This window comes from Anoxybacillus sp. B2M1, from assembly GCF_001634265.1.
GTDB classification, from domain to species: Bacteria; Bacillota; Bacilli; order Bacillales; family Anoxybacillaceae; genus Anoxybacteroides; species Anoxybacteroides rupiense.
Genome location: NZ_CP015435.1, coordinates 2596088 through 2617131, shown reverse-complemented (window position 1 = coordinate 2617131; position 21044 = coordinate 2596088). Strand labels below are relative to the sequence as shown.

The window sequence follows — 21044 nt, the reverse complement described above, 5'->3', positions numbered from 1 at the left end:
AATATAAATGTTAAGGATATGTGATATATGTAATCGCTTTGTATGCTACACTTAACAACAGGTTAGAAAAGGGGTCATTGCTTATGTTATTTGATACGCATGCACATCTAAATGCGATGCAATATAGCGAGGATGTGACAGAGGTCATTCAGCGAGCCCGGGATGAAGGAGTATCTCATATTGTAGTCGTGGGATTTGATCGTCCGACGATTGCCGGTGCGATGGAACTGGCAGAGCAATATGAGTTTATTTATGCTGCGGTTGGCTGGCATCCTGTCGATGCGATTGATATGACGGACAAAGATTTGCAAATGATTGAAGAACTAGCATCGCATCCTAAAGTAGTGGCATTAGGAGAGATGGGATTAGATTATTACTGGGATAAATCACCGAAGGAAATACAAAAAGAAGTATTTCGGCAGCAAATTGAACTGGCGAAAAAGGTGAAGCTGCCGATTATTATACATAATCGCGAGGCGACAGCGGATATTTTGGAAGTTTTACAATCGGAAAACGCACAAGAAGTCGGCGGGGTCATGCATTGTTTTACCGGCAGTATTGAGGTGGCAAAGCAGTGCATCCATATGAATTTTTATCTTTCGTTTGGCGGACCTGTGACATTCAAAAATGCGAAGAAGCCTAAAGAAGTTGCGAAAGAAATCCCTCTTGAACATTTGCTTATAGAAACGGACTGTCCTTATTTAACCCCGCATCCTTTTCGAGGCAAGCGCAATGAACCGAGCTATGTGAAGTATGTTGCCGAAGCGATTGCTGAGCTGAAAGGGGTTTCTTTTGAGGAAGTAGCGATGAAAACAACTGAAAATGCGAAAAAATTATTCGGCATTAATCGCTAACAAAATGTGTCGTTTTTTGAGAAGGCTTGTCTAATCATCGAGAAATAAAAAAGAGTTCTACAAATTTAGAACGATGCATAGTATAGACATGTCGACAAGTCTTCCTTCCCTTTTACCTTTATTTTTTGCATAATAGAGTGTGCTTATGCGTAAAGGTTAGGGAAAGGGGAAATATAGGCAAATGAAGGAGGCGGTTTAGACCGTGTTGACTAGCATGAGGAGTCTGCTTTCTGATTCATTAAGGAAAAACTTTACAGTAACAGCTAGTAGTTTAATAGCTTTTTCAGCGACGACTGGATTTGCGGGATATGAAGCAACAAAGGAGCATGTAGTTCTTACTAAAAATGGAGAGAGGCAAGAGATTCGCACACACGCTAACACAGTGAAAGAAGTGTTAAAGGAGCAGCATATTGACCTTCGTCCAGAGGATCATGTGTACCCTTCTCTTGATACGGTTGTTACAGACGATTTGAATATTGTCTGGGAAGCGAGCAAACAAGTTACCGTCAAAATAGATGGAAAGCAAAAGGAACTATGGACGACTGCTGAAAGTGTAAGAGAGTTATTAGCGAGCCAGCATATTACCGTCGGACCATATGATCGAGTATCTCCATCACTGGATGCACCGATCCAAAAAGGGATGAGCATTTCGCTGCAAAAAGCGTTTCCTGTTCAGTTGAATGTCGGCGGTAAGCAACAGCAAGTGTGGGCAACTTCGACTACTGTCGCTGACTTTTTAAAGCAGCACCATATCACGTTAAATGAACTCGACCGTGTAGAGCCAGCATTACAAGATCAAATAAAAGCGAATATGGTTGTGAAGGTTACGAAAGTTCAAAAAGTCACCGATGTAGTGGAAGAACCGGTAAATTTCGCAGTCGTTACTCAGAAGGATGCTAGCTTGCCTAAAGGTGAGCAACGAGTCATTAATCCAGGTCAAAAAGGGCTTTTATCAAAGCATTATGAGGTTGTGCTAGAAAACGGAAAGGAAATATCTAGGAAGCTATTAAAAACTGAAACCGTGAAGCAAAGCCAAAATCGAGTGATCGCTGTGGGTACGAAAGAAAGGCCAGCGATGACATCGCGCGGCTCGTCAGCATCATCTAGAGAACTTTATGTTAATGCGACAGCGTATACAGCCTATTGCGGCGGCTGTTCGGGAAGAACGAGTACAGGAATCAACCTGCGGGCGAATCCGCATATGAAAGTCATTGCTGTGGATCCTCGCGTTATTCCTCTTGGCTCTAAAGTATACGTAGAAGGCTATGGCTATGCAATTGCTGCTGATACAGGAGGCAGCATTAATGGGTATAAAATTGATGTTTTCTTTCCAAATAAGTCCGCTGCATTTCGTTGGGGAACGAAACGCGTAAAGGTAAGAATTATACAATAGGCAAAACGCAAGAGAGGGGTTTTTCTCCCCTCTTTTTTTTCGTTATAATGGGAAGTGATTTTCTACATTATTAGACGAAGAAATGGGCAAAAAGTTTCGCGTTTTTTATGTAGTAATGATAAAAAATATTAAATAAAGTCTGGGACACAATTGTTCATTCGGTTTTATAGGATCATCATGGAACATTTTTTGTGAAAGAAAGGGGGAAGCGCGGAACCATATTTCTGCGCAGAAGGATTGAAAATTAAAGAAATTATTGTTGTTGAAGGACGAGATGATACAGTAGCCATTCAGCGCGCGGTTACAGCAGATACGATTGAAACGAATGGTTCTGCCATTACAGAAGAAACGATTGAACGGATCAAGCTGGCAAATGAAAAGCGTGGCGTTATTATTTTTACTGATCCAGACTTCCCTGGTGAAAAGATTCGAAAAACAATTGCTGAACGCGTACCTGGTTGTAAACATGCGTTTTTACCAAAGCAGGAGGCGCTTTCTAAAAAAGGAAGGGGAGTTGGCGTTGAATATGCTTCTGTTGAAGCGATTCAGCAAGCACTAAGACACGTATATGAGGAAGCGGCAGAATGGCGAGAAGATATTACGCTGGATGACCTCATAGCTGCTGGGTTGATTGGCGGAGCATTAGCCAAAGCTCGGCGGCAGCGTTTAGGGCAAATATTAAAAATTGGCTATACAAATGGAAAGCAGCTCTATAAACGGCTGCTCATGTTTCAAATTTCTAAAGAAGCGTTTTATCATGCGCTTGAGCAAGTGCTTCAGGAGGAAAAAAACAATGAATAAGGATATTGCTACACCGGCACGTACGCGTGAAATTTTAAATAAATATGGTTTTTCATTTAAGAAAAGTTTAGGACAAAATTTTCTCATTGACACGAACATTTTGCGTCGCATTGTCGATTTTGCAGAATTGTCTAACGAAACAGGCGTAATTGAAATTGGCCCAGGGATTGGGGCCCTTACTGAGCAGCTGGCGCGCCAGGCCAAAAAAGTGATTGCCTTTGAAATCGATCAGCGCCTTTTGCCTATTTTAGCGGATACCCTCTCCTTATATTCCAATATTCGTATTATTCATCAAGATGTACTTAAGGCTAATATTCAGCACATTATTGATGAAGAATTGGCAGAAGTTCATGATATTATGGTTGTGGCCAATTTGCCTTATTATGTAACGACACCTATTATTATGAAGCTGCTTACAGATCGTTTGCCGATCCGTGGCATTGTGGTCATGTTGCAAAAAGAAGTGGCAGACCGCATTTCTGCTTCTCCTGGTACGAAAGATTATGGCTCTTTATCCATTGCTGTTCAATACTATACAAAAGCTGAAACCGTGATGAATGTGCCTAGAACGGTTTTTATGCCTCAGCCAAATGTTGATTCTGCTGTGATTCGTTTAACAAAAAGAGAAAAGCCAGCGGTTGAAGTCGTTGATGAATCATTTTTCTTTCAGGTGGTTCGGGCTAGCTTCGGACAAAGGCGCAAAACGATTTTAAATAATCTAATAAGCCATCTGCCCAACGGAAAACAGCAAAAAGAAAATATTGAGCGCGGGTTAGCGGATAGTGGCATTGATTCAAAAAGAAGAGGTGAGACGCTGACCATTCAAGAATTTGCTGCTCTTAGTAATCGCTTAGTGGATATTTTTGAAAAAAAGGTCTAGCTCTAGACCTTTTTTTCTTTTCGCTTCACCTCTTGAAAATCTATGCATATTGTACTTAATAAATCGTATATTTTTGGAGTGAAGAGGCAATGGATATCAAAATCGGCGATATTGTCGCTAGGAAGTCATATGAATGCGATTTGCTATTCCGAGTCATTGACATTAAGGTGAAGAATGACGGAGAAAAAGAAGTCATTTTGCATGGAGAAGATGTGCGATTAATAGCTGATGCTCCATTCGATGATTTAATCATTATTGATGAGCAAGAGCAGCAAATGAGACAGAAAAAAGAAAGTGAATTAATCGAGCAGTCGTATAAATTGTTCAGGCAAGATTATCACTTATTGAAGCAAAAATCAGAGTACCGAGCAACAGGAGGCTATCAAACAGAGGAAGATTTTTTTCAAATCCCGGGGCGCGTTCTGCACATGGACGGTGACCCTGTGTATTTACGAAAATGCTTAAGCATGTATGAGCGAATTGGCGTCCCGGTACATGGAATATATTGTGAAGAAAAGGAAATGCCAGAAAGGGTTGGGGAGCTTATCGACCGAATTCGTCCTGATATTTTAGTGATTACAGGACATGACTCTTATTCGAAATCGAAAGGAAAAGCGACGGATTTAAAGGCATATCGTCACTCGCGATATTTTGTGCAGACTGTGAAAGAAGCGCGCAAAAGAATACCTCATCTCGACCAGCTCGTCATTTTCGCAGGAGCTTGTCAATCATATTTTGAATCGCTTATTCGCGCAGGTGCCAACTTTGCTAGTTCTCCAGCTCGGGTCAATATTCATGCCCTTGACCCTGTCTATATTGTTTCTAGGATTAGCTTTACTCCTTTTATTGAAACGATTCATGTTTGGGATGTATTACGAAATACATTGACTGGTGAAAAAGGGCTCGGAGGCATAGAAACGAAAGGAGTCCTGCGCACAGGAATGCCATTTCGTCTAATTGAAAAAGAAAATCAGCAAGGTCGCTACGACGGGAGATAGTCGGGCGATCTTTTCTATGTTTGATACATAATTTTTCATAAACAGTATATAATATGCACAGAAATGAGAAAAATGTAGAAAAATACACATTGACATAAATAAAAAATGGCTGGTATAATTTTTATTTTTGATTTTTGAGTAATAATTTGTTATAATTAAATCAGTGAGGTGGAGGGCGAATGATGGCAAAAACTTTATCCGATATTAAGAAGGCGTTAGACTCTAACATCGGTAAACGCCTAACATTAAAAGCGAACGGTGGGCGAAGAAAAACCATTGAACGCTGTGGGATTCTTGCAGAAACGTATCCATCTGTCTTTGTCATTGAGCTTGATCAAGCGGAAAACGCATTCGAGCGTGTATCTTATAGCTATGCTGACGTGTTAACAGAAACAGTAAAATTAACCTTTTTAGATGACGATCATATGGTAATGGGCGGGCAGTAGACATTTGTTTGCTGCTTTTTGTTTTGTACTTTTCTTTATGAAGGAAACATAAAGATGCGTCTGTTTTTAAATAATAAAATTGTCGCGGTTTTTGAAAGGAAAGGAGCTGCTTGCAATTGAGCAGACGTCGAGGAATGATGTCACAGCAGTTTAAGGAAGAGTTGGCCAAAGAGTTAGGATTTTACGATGTCGTTCAAAAAGAAGGCTGGGGAGCTATTCGCGCGAAAGATGCGGGAAATATGGTGAAATTAGCGATACAAATGGCGGAACGTCATTTGGCTGAGAGGACAAAGTAGTCAAAATCACTAAATAAAAATGATAACCGCGGCAGCCGAAGCTTAATGGCTTCGGTTTTTCTTTGACAAGGCTCTTGAAAGATTGCATAATGGAGTTCGTTGGTTTGTGGTAAAATGTTCGTATAAGTTTGAAGTGGATAAAGTAGGTGGAAAGTTTGAGACTATTGGTAAAAGCTCCGGCTAAAATCAATTTATCGTTAGATGTGCTACATAAACGGCCAGACGGATATCACGAAGTCAAAATGGTGATGACGACGATTGATCTTGCTGACCGAATCGAACTAGTCCCATTAGCCAGCGATATAATTAAAATTGTCTCACATAATCGATTTGTTCCTGACGATCATCGGAATTTAGCTTACCAAGCAGCAAAATTGCTGAAAGAAACGTTTGGAATTCGCAAGGGGGTCGCTATTTCAATTGCGAAAGCGATTCCGGTCGCTGCTGGTTTGGCTGGAGGAAGCAGTGATGCAGCAGCTACACTGCGAGGACTAAATAAACTTTGGAGACTGGGACTTACTCTCGATGAATTAGCCGAGCTTGGTGCAAAAATAGGTTCTGACGTATCGTTTTGCGTCTATGGCGGAACAGCCATTGCCACCGGACGAGGAGAAAAAATTGAACATATTCCTGCTCCTCCACCGTGCTGGGTCATTCTAGCAAAACCAGCCATCGGGGTTTCAACAGCCGAAGTGTATCGAAGTTTAAATGTCAACACGATTGAGCACCCTGATGTCGATGGAATGGTACAAGCCATTAAACACCAAGATTACGAAGGAATTTGTTCTCTTGTTGGAAATGTATTGGAAGATGTGACGTTAAAAAAATATCCAGAGGTAGCCCATATTAAAGAGCAAATGAAGCGTTTCGGGGCTGATGCGGTATTAATGAGCGGAAGCGGCCCGACGGTTTTTGGACTCGTCCAGTATGATTCACGATTGCAGCGCATTTATAACGGTTTAAGAGGTTTTTGTGACCAAGTCTTTACAGTGAGGTTATTAGGAGAGCGGAATACGCTTGATTAAATACGTACATTAATGTTATATTTACCATATAACATTCGGTTTTTAGGGGGTTCGTTTATGAAATTAAGGCGCAGTAGCCGCTTAGTCGATATGACGCACTATCTCCTAGAACATCCCCATCAGCTGGTCCCGCTCACTTTTTTTGCTGAACGCTATCAGTCGGCCAAATCTTCCATTAGTGAGGATTTAGCGATTATTAAGCAAACATTTGAACAGCAAGGGATCGGAACATTGAAAACACTTTCAGGCGCGGCAGGCGGAGTTCAATATATTCCTAAAATCTCTGTTGATGAAGCCAAAGAGACGGTTCATTACTTATGTGAGCAGCTGGCAAATCCGGATCGATTGCTGCCCGGTGGGTATCTTTATATGACGGATATTCTTGGAGATCCGCGAATTGTCAATAAAATCGGCCAATTATATGCGTCTCTTTTTGCCGAACGGACTATTGATGTCGTTATGACCATTGCGACAAAGGGGATTCCGTTAGCTTATGCTGTAGCCCATTTTTTGAATGTGCCTGTGGTGATCGTGCGTCATGATAATAAAGTGACAGAAGGATCGATGGTTAGCATTAATTACGTATCTGGCTCGTCTAAACGCATTCAAACAATGGTATTGGCAAAACGCAGTTTAGCAGAGGGAACGAACGTATTAATTATCGATGATTTTATGAAAGCAGGCGGCACGATACATGGTATGACCAGTCTATTAAATGAGTTTAACGCTCGTTTGGCTGGAATCGGAGTGCTTGTCGAGTCAGAAGATATAAGTGAACGGCTTGTGGATGAATACGTTTCCTTAGTGAAGCTTTCTTCTGTTAATATAAAAGAGAAGCACATTGCTGTAAAAGAAGGAAACTATTTAAATTTTCTCGAGTAAAAGAAAGGAGTCATACAAAGATGGAAAAAGTACAAACATCGAAAGCGCCTCAGGCGATTGGCCCATACTCCCAAGGAATCATTGTTCATAATATGTTCTACAGCTCAGGTCAAATTGCCTTGACACCAGAAGGAGAAATGGTGCAGGGAGATGTCAAAGAGCAAACTCATCAAGTGTTCAAAAATTTGAAGGCCGTTCTGGAAGCAGCAGGAGCATCACTTGAAACAGTGGTAAAAACAACCGTTTTCTTAAAAAGCATGGACGATTTTGCAGCTGTGAATGAAGTATATGGCCAGTATTTTAATGAGCATAAACCAGCGCGTTCTTGCGTAGCAGTAGCTCAGCTGCCAAAAGACGCACTTGTTGAAATTGAAGTGATTGCTTTAGTGAAATAAGTTTAGTGATATCCCAACTATAAGATACTTGTTGGCGGGTGCACGGTCACGCCAAAGCGTGACCGTGCACCCACTTGCCTTTCGATCGAGGCTTTTTACAGATATAGATACGGTCCGTTCATCATTTATGAGGCGCAAGAATAACAAGCAAATCCATTTTATCAGGCCCCACGAGTGAATGATAGCTTTTCTACTCTCCTTTTCCCTTATTAGATTTTCCCGCATATCTTCATTCGACAGCATCGGCTAGAATAAACACTTATTTTGACAAAAACAGGTCATTTTATCTATTTTTTATGAAATTTTTTAAATTAAAAGAAGGAAATGCGAGATGAATGTGGAATAAATTAACCAAGTTCTTATATAGGGAAAAGGTGGTGAGCAGAATGGAAGTAACCGACGTTAGATTACGCCGCGTGAATACCGAAGGACGTATGAGAGCGATTGCTTCTATTACGCTGGATAACGAATTTGTGGTGCATGATATTCGCGTAATTGATGGCAATAACGGCTTGTTTGTGGCTATGCCAAGCAAGCGTACTCCTGACGGGGAGTTTCGCGACATCGCACATCCAATTAATTCCACAACTCGTGGAAAAATTCAAGAAGCAGTATTAGCTGAGTATCACCGTTTAGGGGAACTTGAAGAAGAGTTAGAAGAAGCCGGTGCTTCTTAAATAAAAAAAGCCTGTTCTGTGCAACAGGCTTTTTTTATTTTCTGGTAAAATGGAATGTTTCCTTGAAATACATAGCTAATTAGGATATATTCAATTATGGATAAAAAGGTAATTGGAGGCCCTGTTTATGGTAAAACGATACGCGATAATATTGGCGGCGGGACAGGGAACAAGAATGAAATCAAACCTATATAAAGTCTTACATCCTGTCTGCGGCAAGCCAATGGTTCAGCATGTAGTCGATCAAGTATCGCGGCTTGATCTTGAGAAGTTAATTACCGTAGTTGGATTTGGTGCGGAACAAGTAAAAAAACAAATCGGTGATAAAAGCGAATTTGCTCTCCAAGAAAAGCAGCTAGGGACTGCTCATGCTGTTATGCAAGCTTCTCCTTACTTGAAAGGACTGGAAGGTGTAACACTTGTTGTGTGCGGTGATACCCCACTCATCACGGCTGAAACGATGAAAGCGCTATTAGAGCATCATCTTTCAACCAAGGCTAAAGCGACGATTTTAACGGCAATTGCAGAAAATCCTAGCGGATATGGCCGGATTGTCCGAAATGATGAAGGAAGCGTAGAAAAAATTGTAGAGCATAAAGATGCTACAGAAGAGGAACGGTCTATTCAAGAGATTAATACAGGAACGTATTGTTTCGATAACAAAGCATTGTTTGAAGCGCTTACAAATGTATCGAATCAGAATGTTCAAGGCGAGTATTATTTAACTGATGTGATTGAAATTTTAAGAAAAAAAGGCGAAATCATTTCTGCTTATCAGTCCCCTTCGTTTGAGGAAACAATAGGGATCAACGACCGCATTGCCCTTTCTCAAGCTGAGGCGATTATGCGCAAACGGATTAACTATGCGCATATGACCAATGGCGTGACAATTATTGATCCAGAGCATACCTATATATCACCAGAAGCGGAAATTGGACGTGACACCATCATTTATCCTGGTACGATCATTGAAGGAAAAACAACGATTGGAAAAGAGTGTATCATTGGCCCTCATTCTGAAATTAAAGATTGTTCGATTGGTGACGGCACGACGGTTCGTCACTCAGTTGCCCATGACAGTGAAATTGGACATCAAGTAACGATTGGTCCCTTTGCTCATATTCGTCCATCGTCTCAAATCGGCGATGATGTTCGGATTGGCAATTTTGTTGAAATTAAAAAATCCACCTTTGGCAAAGGCAGCAAAGCTTCGCATTTAAGCTACATTGGCGACGCTGAGGTCGGGGAAGATGTCAATTTAGGCTGCGGTTCTATCACAGTGAACTATGATGGAAAGCATAAATATTTAACCAAAATTGAAGATGGCGCATTTATCGGCTGCAATGCTAACTTGATTGCTCCAGTGACCATTGGAAAAGGCGCTTATGTAGCTGCTGGCTCTACCATTACAGACGATGTCCCGGGAAATGCTTTATCGATTGCTCGCGCCCGCCAGGTTAATAAAGAAAATTATGTGGATCGCCTTAACTTCAAGAAAAATTCCTGATGGAGGTTTATCATGTCTCAATATCTTGATTCCAGTCTAAAATTATTTTCGTTAAATTCGAATATGAAGCTGGCAGAGGAAATTGCTCAAGTGATTGGGGTACAATTGGGAAAATGCTCTGTATCCCGATTCAGTGATGGAGAAATTCAAATCAACATTGAGGAGAGCATTCGCGGCGGAGATGTATTTGTTATCCAATCGACCAGCGCCCCTGTCAATGAACATTTAATGGAGCTTTTAATTATGATTGATGCACTGAAGCGGGCGTCAGCCAAAACGATTAATATCGTTATGCCTTACTATGGATATGCTAGACAAGATCGTAAAGCGCGTTCTCGCGAGCCGATTACAGCTAAGCTGGTTGCGAATCTGCTAGAAACGGCGGGGGCTTCTCGCGTGATTACGCTTGATCTCCATGCTCCACAAATTCAAGGATTTTTCGATGTTCCAATCGACCATTTAATGGGTGTGCCAATTTTAGCGGACTATTTTAAAAACAAAAATCTTCAAGACATCGTGATCGTATCCCCAGACCATGGAGGAGTAACACGGGCCCGTCGGTTAGCTGATCGGTTAAAAGCTCCGATTGCGATTATTGATAAACGCCGCCCTAAACCAAACGTTGCTGAAGTTATGAATATCGTCGGACAAGTGGAAGGCAAAACGGCCATTCTCATTGACGATATTATTGATACCGCTGGAACGATAACATTGGCGGCCAATGCACTTGTAGAAAATGGAGCTAGTGAAGTATATGCGTGTTGTACGCATCCGGTACTTTCAGGTCCAGCGATTGAGAGAATTCAAAATTCAAAAATTAAAGAGCTTGTTGTGACAAATTCGATTGCTCTTCCAGAAGAAAAGAAAATTGATAAAATTGTAGAACTATCAGTAGCCCCGTTGATTGCCGAAGCGATTATTCGTATTTATGAAATGCAATCGATTAGTGCCTTGTTTGATTGAGAAAAATAGATGTTTAAATCTTCCTGTTTTAGGACAAAGTAATTCGTAGAGTCTTTAAACAGGAGGAGGATGACGCATGGCTGTGCTCGAAGCAAAAGAGCGTACAGAAGGGCAAGGCTTTGGATTGCGCAAAATCCGATTACAAGGAAATATTCCCGGAGTACTTTACGGAAAAAATGTGAAAAATCGTGTCGTTTATATGAATGCGGCAGATTTTTTGAAAACCGTTCGCGAAGCAGGACGAAATGGCTTAATCACGTTAAAGGTAAATGGTGAAAGTCATTCTGCGTTGTTACGTGATATTCAAAAAGATCCGATTCGCAATGAGATTATTCATGTCGATTTTCAAGTCGTTGATATGTCAACAGAGGTTGATGTGGCTGTTAATGTACATTTAGTTGGTAATGCAGCTGGCGTGAAAGATGGCGGTGTATTACAGCAGTCTTTACATCAGCTGTCGATTCGGGCGTTGCCAGCCAACATCCCTTCCTCAATTGATATTGACATTTCCACATTACAGGTTGGTGAAACCATTACAGTGGGCGATGTGCAAACAGGTGGTATGTACGAAATCAATCATGGGTCGGAAGAAGTGATTGCCTCGATTTTACCGCCTAAGCAGGAAGAGGAAATTCATAGCGGCGAACAACAGGAACCAGGTCACCCGGAAGCTGAAGAGGGGAGAGAAACTACGCCTGAATCATGATGACAGACGTAACCGTATTTCGGTTACGTCTTTTGTGATAATATTTGACGTAGGGTTGTGTGTCTGTTTTGCGGCCGAATGTTGATCTGCACTTTTGGCTGCTGGCTTTCCTGCTATGATATCCGCAGCAAAAAGTGAAAATTTTACGTTCGCCATCCCGATGACAGCCGTCACGGGCTTTGTGTTCGTGTGTCCAGATGCTGGGGTAGCGTTGACACATTCCATGAGAGCGATATCGTGACAAGGGATTACACCAAGAAAATGAAAAGATCGAAAGAACGTGTCATATAGAGAGGAGATAAAGGCATTGAAGTTACTGGTCGGTCTAGGAAATCCGGGGAGAGAATATGAACAGACAAGACATAATGTCGGATTTATGGTCATCGATGAGCTTGCGAAAAGATGGAATCTTTCATACAATCAAACTAAATTTAATGGGCTGTTTTCATCACACATAGTAGGAACAGAAAAAGTCATATTATGTAAGCCGCTAACATATATGAATTTATCAGGCGAGTGTGTTCGCCCGTTGATGGATTATTTTAAAATGGATATAGATGATTTATTGGTTATCTATGATGATTTAGATCTGCCAGTAGGAAAAATTCGTTTACGGGTAAAAGGAAGCGCCGGAGGTCATAACGGGATTAAATCGTTAATCCATCATTTAGGCACAGATCAATTTAAACGGATTCGCATTGGTATTGGCCGTCCACAAAACGGTCAAAAAGTAACCGATTACGTATTAGGACGGTTTATAAGCGAGGAACAACCGGATATTCAGCATGCTATCATACGTGCGGCTGACGCTTGCGAAAAATTTATGACCGAACCTTTTTTGCAAGTGATGAATGAATTTAATGCATGAATAAAATCCTCCTAAATGGTAAAAAATGAATGTGAGCAAGAGACCGTTAGGAGGTTATCCATATGGCATTACACTATTATTGTCGGCATTGTGGAGTAAAAATAGGAACGATCAGTCAAGTGCCGATATATAGTGAACAACTGGGCTTTCACCATTTAACAGAAGAAGAGCGATTAGATATGATCTCCTATCTTCCAAACGGGGAAATTCATGTAAAAACGATTTGTGAAGATTGCTATGAGGCGCTTGAGAGAAATCCGGAACTGCATCAATGCGAAAAATTTATTCAGTAGATCGCTTTGGGTGACCAAAGCATTTTTGCATTTATTGCTTTGCGAGAGGAGGGAGAGCAAGGTGCGTTCGTTGCATCATTATTTTATCGAAAACCAAGATATTCAATCGATCATGAAAGGAATTGAGGCGGGGTTAAAAGAGCAGCTTATAACAGGATTATCTGGCTCTGCTCGATCCGTATTTTTATCTGCTCTTTATAAAGAAACAGCAAGACCGCTTCTTATTGTTGCTCATAACCTATTTCAAGCGCAAAAAATATATGATGATCTTGTTCAAATTTTAGGATCAGAGGAAGTGTTTCTGTATCCAGTTAATGAAATGATTGCCGCAGAAATGGCCATTGCTAGCCCGGAACTAAAGGCTCAGCGTTTAGAGGTCATGAATTATTGGTCAGAGCAAAAAAGAGGAATTGTGATTGCTCCTGTTGCTGGGGTGCGGCGTTTATTGCCGCCAAAGTCGTTATGGAAAGAAAATTTACTGAAAATTACTGTGGAGCAAGAATTCGATATTGAAGCTTATAAACATCGTTTTGTTCAAATGGGATATAAGCGTGTGTCCGTTGTATCAACCCCGGGAGAATTTAGCATCCGCGGTGGTATTATTGATATTTATCCGTTAACAGCTGAATTGCCATACCGAATGGAATTATTTGATACAGAGGTAGAATCGATTCGAACATTTACGGTTGACGATCAACGCTCTCATGAGGAAGTGCAGCAAGTTTTAATCGGACCTGTAAATGAGACACTTGTATATGGGGATGCGCTGCAGCAAGGAATCAAGCGCATTGAGATGGGATTAAAAGAAAGTCTTCAAAAGGTCAAAGATGAAAAAACGAAGCAGCTGCTATTGGAGCATATTTCATATGAGCTCGAGCGCTTGAAGCAAGGGCAAGAAATTGAGCAGCCATATAAATATTCGGCACTTTTTTATGAGCAGCCTGCTAGTTTGCTAGATTATCTGCCAGAAAACGGTTTGTTGTTGCTTGATGAAGTGAGCCGACTGCAAGAAACGTCAGAAAATTTAGATGAAGAGGAAGCAGAGTGGCAGACAAGTTTACTTGCAGAGGGTAAAACGATTCATACTGCTTTTGTTTCTCACTCATTTTCTGATCTATTGCAGAAAAACAAAAGGCCGATTTTATATTTATCGCTCTTTTTACGGCATGTTCCGCACACTCATCCGCAAAATATCGTCAATATTTCCTGCAAGCAAATGCAAAATTTTCATGGACAAATGCCGTTGCTAAAGGCGGAGCTAGAAAGATGGAAAAAGGCGAAATACGCCATCGTTTTTTTAGCTGCGAATGCAGAACGAATGCGAAAATTACAATCTGTTTTGGAAGATTATGAGATGGATGCTTCTCCTTTGCCTGGAGGAGCGCTGCCGATGCATGGCAAGATCCAGATTATTCAAGGAGACTTGGGCACTGGTTTTGAGTTGCCGATGCAAAAGCTGGCGGTCATTACTGAAGAAGAACTATTTAAAAAGCGGGCAAAAAAACCAGCTCGCCGACAGAAATTATCAAATGCAGAGCGAATTAAAAGCTATTCAGAGCTGCAAGTAGGAGATTATGTGGTCCATGTCAATCATGGGATTGGTAAATACTTAGGCATCGAGACGTTAGAAATCAATGGGATTCATAAAGACTATATTCATATTCAATATCAAGGGAGCGATACGCTCTATGTTCCTGTTGATCAAATTGATCAGGTGCAAAAATACGTAGGCTCAGAGGGAAAAGAACCGAAAATTTATAAATTGGGCGGTTCGGAATGGAAAAAGGTAAAGAAAAAGGTTGAGTCGTCTGTTCAAGATATTGCGGAAGACTTAATTAAACTTTATGCAGAGCGGGAAGCAAGCAAGGGATATGCGTTTTCTCCAGATACGGAAATGCAGCGCGAATTTGAAGCAGCCTTTCCTTATCAAGAAACAGATGATCAGCTGCGTTCTATTGAGGAAATTAAACGGGATATGGAGAGCGAAAAGCCGATGGATCGTTTATTATGCGGCGATGTCGGCTACGGAAAAACAGAAGTGGCCCTTCGCGCAGCCTTTAAAGCGATTATGGATGGAAAGCAAGTAGCTTTTTTAGTTCCAACCACTATTTTGGCTCAGCAGCATTATGAAACGATTCGAGAGCGGTTTCAAGGATATCCGATTGAAATTGGCCTGCTTAATCGTTTTCGCACAAGGAAGCAGCAATCAGAGACGATCCAAGGATTGAAAAATGGCACGGTTGACATTGTGATTGGCACCCATCGATTATTATCAAAGGATGTAGCCTTTAAAGACTTAGGGCTGCTCATTATTGATGAAGAGCAACGGTTTGGTGTAAGCCATAAAGAGAAAATCAAACAGCTAAAAGCGAATATTGATGTGCTAACATTGACTGCAACGCCGATTCCTAGAACATTGCATATGTCCATGATTGGCGTGCGTGATTTATCCATTATTGAGACTCCGCCGGAAAATCGTTTTCCTGTACAGACATATGTGATGGAACATACACCAGAGCTCATTCGCGAGGCCATTGAGCGAGAGCTTGCCAGAGATGGGCAAGTATTTGTCTTGTACAACCGCATTGAAGATATTGATATAAGAGCGGAAGAGATCTCGATGCTTGTACCCGACGCTCGTGTCACATATGCGCACGGGAGAATGAGCGAGAACGAACTGGAATCTGTGCTTCTTGCATTTTTAGAGGGACAATACGATGTGCTAGTGACGACGACAATTATTGAAACAGGCGTTGATATACCAAGCGTTAATACATTGATTGTATATGAGGCAGATAAAATGGGACTATCTCAGCTTTATCAGTTAAGAGGGCGCGTTGGCCGTTCAAATCGGGTAGCGTATGCCTATTTTACGTATCGAAAGGATAAAGTATTAAATGAGGTTGCTGAGAAACGGCTGCAGGCAATTAAAGAATTTACAGAGCTCGGATCGGGATTTAAAATTGCCATGCGTGATTTATCCATTCGTGGAGCCGGAAATATACTGGGAGCTGAGCAGCATGGATTTATTGACTCGGTTGGTTTTGACTTGTATTCACAAATGCTGAAAGAAGCGATTGAAAAACGAAGAGGAGTGGAACAAGAAGAAAAGCCAGCTGATGTGGAAATCGATATCGAAATCGATGCTTATATTCCTGATACGTATATTTCTGATGGCTTGCAAAAAATTGATATGTATAAACGCTTTAAAGCGATCAGCACCCTAGAAGAGTTGGAGGAGCTTCGCGAAGAAATGTTGGATCGTTTTGGAGAATATCCAGATGAGGTAGATTATTTATTCCAAATTGCTGAAATGAAGGTATATGCAAAACAAAATGGAGTCGAGTCCATTAAACAGCATAAGCAACAAATTGATTTACTATTTAATGATCAGGCTTCTAAGGATGTACAAATCCAACGTTTATCGAAAATAGGAAACAGATATGGACGAATATTTGGATTTGGCATGGAAGGTCCAAAGCTAAAAATTGTGCTGTATGTAAAGGGGCTAAAGCCTCAGGAATGGCTGGTCATCTTATATGAAACCTTAAAAGAGTTAGTATATGAGAAAGACGGAAAATCGGTGACAGCTTAAGCATCCCATGTTTACCCGTGGTGTCGGATATACTTGGTTTATTTGTTGCCCTTGTGCTGTATAAATATCAACGAACGTTATCTACAAAAATCCGGGACCGGAAGAAAAGTCACCGACCTGCCTCGGGGACGCCAAAGCCAACCAACAAGCCGCTTCCAGATAAATGAATTTATCTGGAAGCGGTTTTATTGGGTTGTCCGATCATTCCAATCGGATCATCCCTTGTTCGCATGGGACAAATGTTGATGTATCAAGATGTATCTATAATAGTAGTTGAGCATAATGCTTACCTAGCATCATGGGGATCTCATGTTTATTTTTTAGGAATGTTGTCGATCATGGAGGTTGGGGAATTTTATCTAAAATTGAAAAAATCACTTTCATCGTGTATAGAAGTTGGGTTGTGAAGGATACTAATCACAACAATGGTGAATTCTTCAACGAAGGATTCATCGATGTAATTTTTAAATTTAGATGAAAGTGAGGCATCAATAGATGAAAGCAACTGGTATTGTTCGTCGAATTGATGATTTAGGACGCGTTGTCATTCCAAAAGAAATTCGCAGAACGTTGCGTATTCGAGAAGGAGATCCGCTCGAAATATTCGTTGATCGTGATGGTGAGGTTATATTAAAAAAATATTCGCCTATTAGCGAGCTTGGTGATTTTGCGAAAGAATATGCAGAGGCATTGTTTGACAGCTTAGGTCATCCGGTTTTAATTTGTGACCGAGATACCTTTATCGCCGTAGCTGGTGTGTCGAAAAAAGAATTTCTCAATAAAGGTGTAAGCTCTCTTATTGAGAAAGCAATGGAGGAGCGCCAGTCTGTGATCCATACAGAAGAGAGTGAAGTGGAGCTTGTCGATGGCCATGAAGAACGATTGAAATCATATACAATCGGACCGATTGTGGCGAACGGGGATCCAATTGGAGCTGTTGTCATTTTATCAAAAGACAAAACGATTGGCGAAGTAGAGCACAAATCAGCGGAAACTGCTGCAAGCTTTTTAGCGCGGCAAATGGAGCAATAATGAAATAAAGTGGATTACTTAACAAACGATATCGCTATATTTTGAGCGGTAACACGTGAATGGCCTCCGCTCGCATGTCTAAAGCAGGCAAATGTTATAACGGCTATCAATGTCGACCTGCTTGCTATTGGGTTATCGTTTACGGGGTATGCTAAAAAGAGCGCTTGAGATTTTAAAACAGAATGGACGCCCAATAAAATGTGATCCCCTTAAGGAATGTTTGTACTTTATGCAACGAGCTTTGAGGCGAGCGGGCTGTTTTGAATAAACAGCATTCTATTCCTTCAGAAAGGCAGCTGCTATGCTGTCTTTTTCTTTTTGCGTTATAATGGCAAGGGCTAGCTTTTAGAGTGTTGGAAGGTGAAGCGAAATGGCTATAAATGGTGAATCGCGAAATGCAAGCATATGGCGCGGAGCTACTGTTTTGGCTATTGCAGCCGTTGTAACGAAAATATTGAGCGCTTTTTACCGTATCCCTTATCAAAATATTGTAGGCGATATCGGTTTCTACATTTATCAGCAGGTTTATCCGATTTATGCAATGGTTATAGCTTTAGCTACATACGGCTATCCCGTTGTCATCTCTAAACTTGTAGCGGAGCAAGCAGAAGAAAAAAATGAAGCGGGAATTCGCTATGTTTTGCAAGTCTCATTCTGGTTTTTAGCTGTTATGGGCCTGCTTTGCTTCGGTGTGTTGTACGTAGGGGGAGGGTGGATTGCGCGATGGATGGGAGATGAAAAGCTGACACCGCTGATTCGTACCATTTCTTTCTCATTTTTACTCCTGCCCTTTCTTTCCGTATTACGCGGTTATTTCCAAGGAAAAAATGAGATGATGCCAACGGCTCTGTCACAAGTAGCAGAGCAATCCGTGCGAGTAGCCACGATTATCATCTGTTCATATCTTTTAGTGAAAACGGGACATACCATGTATGAAGCTGGAACAGGTGCTATTTTTGGATCGTTGACGGGAGGGTTTGCAGCGCTTTTGCTTTTAAGTGCGTATTGGCTGCGTAGCGCACGTTCACTGTATTTCTACGAAGCTTCGAGGCTGTCTGCTCAAAGTGTTATTCGGTATTTATTTGTACAAGGATTGACGATCTGTATAGCCAATATGGCACTAACGCTTACTCAACTTGCTGATGCGATGTCGTTATTATCATTGTTAATGGAAAAAGGAATAGAGGAGCAGGCTGCGAAAGCATTTAAAGGAGTATATGATCGCGGTCAGCCGCTTGTGCAGCTAGGAACCGTTGTTGCGACGTCGTTCTCATTAACGCTTGTGCCGCTCATTGCAGGAGCGAAAAAACGCGGGGACGAGACATTTATTTTAGAAAAAATAGACGTCACCTTGCGGGTTGCTCTTGTTGTCGGTATCGGTGCGGCTTTTGGCTTGGCTGCGTTAATCCGTCCGGTCAACATCATGCTGTTCAAAAATGATGCCGGCTCTTGGCCATTAGCTATTTTATCGCTATCTATTTTTTTTACCACGATGTCTCTTACAGCTTCCGCCCTTTTACAAGGGATTGGATATGAGCAATTTGCCGTCATTGGCGTACTCATTGCGTTTATTAGTAAGTGGTTGGGCAATCTTTGGTTTGTCCCTATGTTTGGAATTGCCGGAGCGTCATGGGCTACCTGGCTTTCATACATCGTGATGTTTTTGTTTCTGTATCAAGTATTACGAAAGAAGATAGGTGTTTGGTTTATTAGGAAGAAAGATGTATATGCTGTAATGAAAGCGGCGCTTATAATGGTGGTATCATTAAAACTATATATGTGGGGAACGCAGCTGTGGGGAGGAAGCCGGCTGGGAGCGACAGGTCAAGCATTGCTTGGCGTGCTGCTTGGAGGAAGCGTTTATATTATAATGATTTTAAGAGGAAAGCTTTTCTCTCCAAAAGAGATTGCTTTATTTCCTTTTGGAGAAAAATTATGCATATTTCTTGGCAAAATAGGTGATGAAAAGTGAATACGATTTTTATTTTTGGCTTGGGTGCGGGAGATATAGATCAATTGCCGCTTGGCATTTACCGTCAATTAAAAACGGCTTCTCCACTTTTTTTGCGCACAAAAGAGCATCCGGTTGTACAAGCACTTATTGATGAAGGGGTCTCGGCCACCTCTTTTGATGAGTTATATCAAACATATGAAACGTTTGAAGAAGTATATGAAGCGATTGTTCGTGTACTGTTGAACAAAGCGCAAACGAGCGATGTATATTATGCGGTACCTGGACATCCTCTCGTAGCAGAAAAAACGGTACAGCTTTTATTAGAGGCTGAACAAAAGCAGCAATGCCGGGTGGTGGTTTCAGGGGGCCAAAGCTTTTTGGATCCGCTGTTTGCCGCTGTGAAAATCGATCCAATTGAAGGCTTTCAGCTTCTGGATGCAACATCGTTTCAGCAAGAGGAGTGGCAGTTAACGAATCACGTTGTTTTTTGTCAAGTATATGATTCATTCATTGCTTCTGAAGTGAAACTCACATTAATGGAACAACTGCCAGATGATTATCCTGTTTATGTGGTGACAGCGGCAGGGACGGCAGCAGAAAAAGTGATTCAAGTTCCTTTATATGAGCTGGATCGTGTTACGGAGCTGAACAATTTAACGAGCGTCTACGTTCCGCCTGTGAAGGAAGAAAAGTGGCTGTATCATCGTTTTGAGAAATTGCGTCATGTCATTGCTACACTCCGCGGACCAAATGGCTGTCCATGGGATCGTAAGCAGACGCACGAATCATTAAAAAAATATTTGCTAGAAGAAGCATATGAACTGTTTGATGCTATTGATATGCAGGACGATGACGGCATCATTGAAGAATTGGGAGATGTTTTATTGCAAGTGATGCTGCATGCGCAAATTGGTGAGGATGAGGGTCTTTTTTCCATATTTGATGTCATCAAAGGAATTACGGAGAAAATGATTCGCCGCCATCCCCATGTATTTGGAGACATAGAGGTACAAAATGCAGAGGAAGTTTTGCAAAATTGGCAGCTGATTAAGGAAAAAGAAAAACAAGACCGTTCTGTATCGTTGCTTGACCAAGTGCCGAAAAGTTTATCAAGTCTTCTAAAGGCTTATGAATTTCAAGCAAAAGCAGCAAAAGTCGGCTTTGATTGGGATGACGTAAAACCGATGTGGGAGAAAGTAGAAGAAGAAATGCAAGAATTTAAACAGGAGCTTTTGCAAGGACACCAAGATGTGAAAAAGCAAATGAATGAGTTCGGAGATCTATTGTTTGCTCTTGTCAACATCGCTCGTTATTATAAGATCAATCCGGAAGAGGCGTTACAGGCAACAAATATGAAATTTTACCGTCGTTTTTCTTATATTGAAGAGCAGGTGAAGACGCGCGGCTTGCGCATGGAGGCACTATCTCTACAAGAGCTTGATCAATGGTGGGAGGAAGCAAAGGAGAAAGGTCTATAAA

Annotated in this window: 20 protein-coding genes; all 20 read left to right on the top strand. The window is 41.4% G+C overall.

Annotated elements, in window-relative coordinates; all coding sequences use genetic code 11:
* The first annotated feature begins 83 nt into the window (after window positions 1–83).
* The 20 genes from GFC28_RS12790 to mazG all read left to right on the top strand — a co-directional run bounded on the left by GFC28_RS12790 (window position 84) and on the right by mazG (window position 21043).
* Complete coding sequence (locus tag GFC28_RS12790) at window positions 84–854, top strand: TatD family hydrolase (protein ID WP_044742037.1); 771 nt, start codon at window positions 84–86, stop codon at window positions 852–854.
* 202 nt (window positions 855–1056) lie between these two features.
* On the top strand, window positions 1057–2247 hold the full coding sequence (locus GFC28_RS12785) for a G5 and 3D domain-containing protein (protein ID WP_044742036.1): 1191 nt from the start codon (window positions 1057–1059) through the stop codon (window positions 2245–2247).
* 237 nt (window positions 2248–2484) lie between these two features.
* On the top strand, window positions 2485–3048 hold the full coding sequence (gene rnmV / locus GFC28_RS12780; RefSeq protein ID WP_044742035.1) for a ribonuclease M5: 564 nt from the start codon (window positions 2485–2487) through the stop codon (window positions 3046–3048).
* Entirely contained in the window at window positions 3041–3928 is an 888-nt protein-coding gene (rsmA, locus tag GFC28_RS12775) for a 16S rRNA (adenine(1518)-N(6)/adenine(1519)-N(6))-dimethyltransferase RsmA (protein WP_044742034.1), read from the top strand. The genes rnmV and rsmA overlap by 8 nt, the downstream gene beginning before the upstream one ends.
* 89 nt (window positions 3929–4017) lie before the next feature.
* Window positions 4018–4926 (top strand): sporulation peptidase YabG, encoded by a 909-nt coding sequence (yabG, locus tag GFC28_RS12770; RefSeq protein WP_044742033.1) that lies wholly within the window; start codon window positions 4018–4020, stop codon window positions 4924–4926.
* A gap of 182 nt (window positions 4927–5108) precedes the next feature.
* The gene (gene veg, locus GFC28_RS12765; protein ID WP_044742047.1) at window positions 5109–5372 is read left to right on the top strand and encodes a biofilm formation stimulator Veg; all 264 of its coding nucleotides are present in this window, start codon (window positions 5109–5111) and stop codon (window positions 5370–5372) included.
* A gap of 116 nt (window positions 5373–5488) precedes the next feature.
* Entirely contained in the window at window positions 5489–5668 is a 180-nt protein-coding gene (locus GFC28_RS12760; RefSeq protein ID WP_066151258.1) for a small, acid-soluble spore protein, alpha/beta type, read from the top strand.
* Between the two features lie 155 nt (window positions 5669–5823).
* Window positions 5824–6693, top strand: coding sequence for a 4-(cytidine 5'-diphospho)-2-C-methyl-D-erythritol kinase (ispE, locus tag GFC28_RS12755; protein WP_044742032.1), 870 nt, complete (start codon window positions 5824–5826; stop codon window positions 6691–6693).
* 57 nt (window positions 6694–6750) lie between these two features.
* Complete coding sequence (purR, locus tag GFC28_RS12750) at window positions 6751–7575, top strand: pur operon repressor (protein ID WP_044742031.1); 825 nt, start codon at window positions 6751–6753, stop codon at window positions 7573–7575.
* A gap of 20 nt (window positions 7576–7595) precedes the next feature.
* Entirely contained in the window at window positions 7596–7970 is a 375-nt protein-coding gene (gene ridA, locus GFC28_RS12745; protein WP_044742030.1) for a 2-iminobutanoate/2-iminopropanoate deaminase, read from the top strand.
* 386 nt (window positions 7971–8356) lie between these two features.
* Window positions 8357–8647, top strand: coding sequence for a septation regulator SpoVG (gene spoVG / locus GFC28_RS12740; RefSeq protein ID WP_044742029.1), 291 nt, complete (start codon window positions 8357–8359; stop codon window positions 8645–8647).
* A 127-nt stretch (window positions 8648–8774) separates the two neighbouring features.
* Window positions 8775–10154: a bifunctional UDP-N-acetylglucosamine diphosphorylase/glucosamine-1-phosphate N-acetyltransferase GlmU gene (gene glmU / locus GFC28_RS12735; protein WP_044742028.1), complete on the top strand. Its 1380-nt coding sequence runs from the start codon at window positions 8775–8777 to the stop codon at window positions 10152–10154.
* Window positions 10155–10163: 9 nt separating this feature from the next.
* Window positions 10164–11117: a ribose-phosphate diphosphokinase gene (locus GFC28_RS12730; RefSeq protein ID WP_156450564.1), complete on the top strand. Its 954-nt coding sequence runs from the start codon at window positions 10164–10166 to the stop codon at window positions 11115–11117.
* Between the two features lie 76 nt (window positions 11118–11193).
* Window positions 11194–11823 carry a 50S ribosomal protein L25/general stress protein Ctc gene (locus GFC28_RS12725; RefSeq protein WP_044742026.1) on the top strand — a complete coding sequence of 210 codons (630 nt, stop codon included), beginning with the start codon at window positions 11194–11196 and terminating at the stop codon, window positions 11821–11823.
* Window positions 11824–12130: 307 nt separating this feature from the next.
* Window positions 12131–12691: an aminoacyl-tRNA hydrolase gene (pth, locus tag GFC28_RS12720; RefSeq protein WP_044742025.1), complete on the top strand. Its 561-nt coding sequence runs from the start codon at window positions 12131–12133 to the stop codon at window positions 12689–12691.
* A 62-nt stretch (window positions 12692–12753) separates the two neighbouring features.
* A complete protein-coding gene (locus GFC28_RS12715) occupies window positions 12754–12984 on the top strand; it encodes an anti-sigma-F factor Fin (protein ID WP_044742024.1) in 231 nt (76 codons plus the stop codon).
* 61 nt (window positions 12985–13045) lie between these two features.
* The gene (gene mfd / locus GFC28_RS12710) at window positions 13046–16579 is read left to right on the top strand and encodes a transcription-repair coupling factor (protein ID WP_044742023.1); all 3534 of its coding nucleotides are present in this window, start codon (window positions 13046–13048) and stop codon (window positions 16577–16579) included.
* Between the two features lie 495 nt (window positions 16580–17074).
* Complete coding sequence (gene spoVT / locus GFC28_RS12705) at window positions 17075–17611, top strand: stage V sporulation protein T (protein WP_044742022.1); 537 nt, start codon at window positions 17075–17077, stop codon at window positions 17609–17611.
* 370 nt (window positions 17612–17981) lie between these two features.
* A complete protein-coding gene (locus GFC28_RS12700) occupies window positions 17982–19583 on the top strand; it encodes a putative polysaccharide biosynthesis protein (RefSeq protein WP_044742021.1) in 1602 nt (533 codons plus the stop codon).
* Window positions 19580–21043, top strand: coding sequence for a bifunctional methyltransferase/pyrophosphohydrolase YabN (gene mazG / locus GFC28_RS12695; protein ID WP_044742020.1), 1464 nt, complete (start codon window positions 19580–19582; stop codon window positions 21041–21043). The genes GFC28_RS12700 and mazG overlap by 4 nt, the downstream gene beginning before the upstream one ends.
* Window position 21044 lies beyond the last annotated feature (1 nt).

What these genes read in the sequence shown, in the direction of transcription:
- ridA (WP_044742030.1), top strand. Translation starts at nt 7,596, where the DNA reads ATGGAAAAAGTACAAACATCGAAAGCGCCTCAGGCGATTGGCCCATAC.
- purR (WP_044742031.1), top strand. Translation starts at nt 6,751, where the DNA reads ATGAAATTAAGGCGCAGTAGCCGCTTAGTCGATATGACGCACTATCTC.
- yabG (WP_044742033.1), top strand. Translation starts at nt 4,018, where the DNA reads ATGGATATCAAAATCGGCGATATTGTCGCTAGGAAGTCATATGAATGC.
- GFC28_RS12715 (WP_044742024.1), top strand. Translation starts at nt 12,754, where the DNA reads ATGGCATTACACTATTATTGTCGGCATTGTGGAGTAAAAATAGGAACG.
- spoVT (WP_044742022.1), top strand. Translation starts at nt 17,075, where the DNA reads ATGAAAGCAACTGGTATTGTTCGTCGAATTGATGATTTAGGACGCGTT.
- glmU (WP_044742028.1), top strand. Translation starts at nt 8,775, where the DNA reads ATGGTAAAACGATACGCGATAATATTGGCGGCGGGACAGGGAACAAGA.
- GFC28_RS12700 (WP_044742021.1), top strand. Translation starts at nt 17,982, where the DNA reads ATGGCTATAAATGGTGAATCGCGAAATGCAAGCATATGGCGCGGAGCT.
- spoVG (WP_044742029.1), top strand. Translation starts at nt 8,357, where the DNA reads ATGGAAGTAACCGACGTTAGATTACGCCGCGTGAATACCGAAGGACGT.
- rsmA (WP_044742034.1), top strand. Translation starts at nt 3,041, where the DNA reads ATGAATAAGGATATTGCTACACCGGCACGTACGCGTGAAATTTTAAAT.
- GFC28_RS12790 (WP_044742037.1), top strand. Translation starts at nt 84, where the DNA reads ATGTTATTTGATACGCATGCACATCTAAATGCGATGCAATATAGCGAG.
- GFC28_RS12725 (WP_044742026.1), top strand. Translation starts at nt 11,194, where the DNA reads ATGGCTGTGCTCGAAGCAAAAGAGCGTACAGAAGGGCAAGGCTTTGGA.
- veg (WP_044742047.1), top strand. Translation starts at nt 5,109, where the DNA reads ATGGCAAAAACTTTATCCGATATTAAGAAGGCGTTAGACTCTAACATC.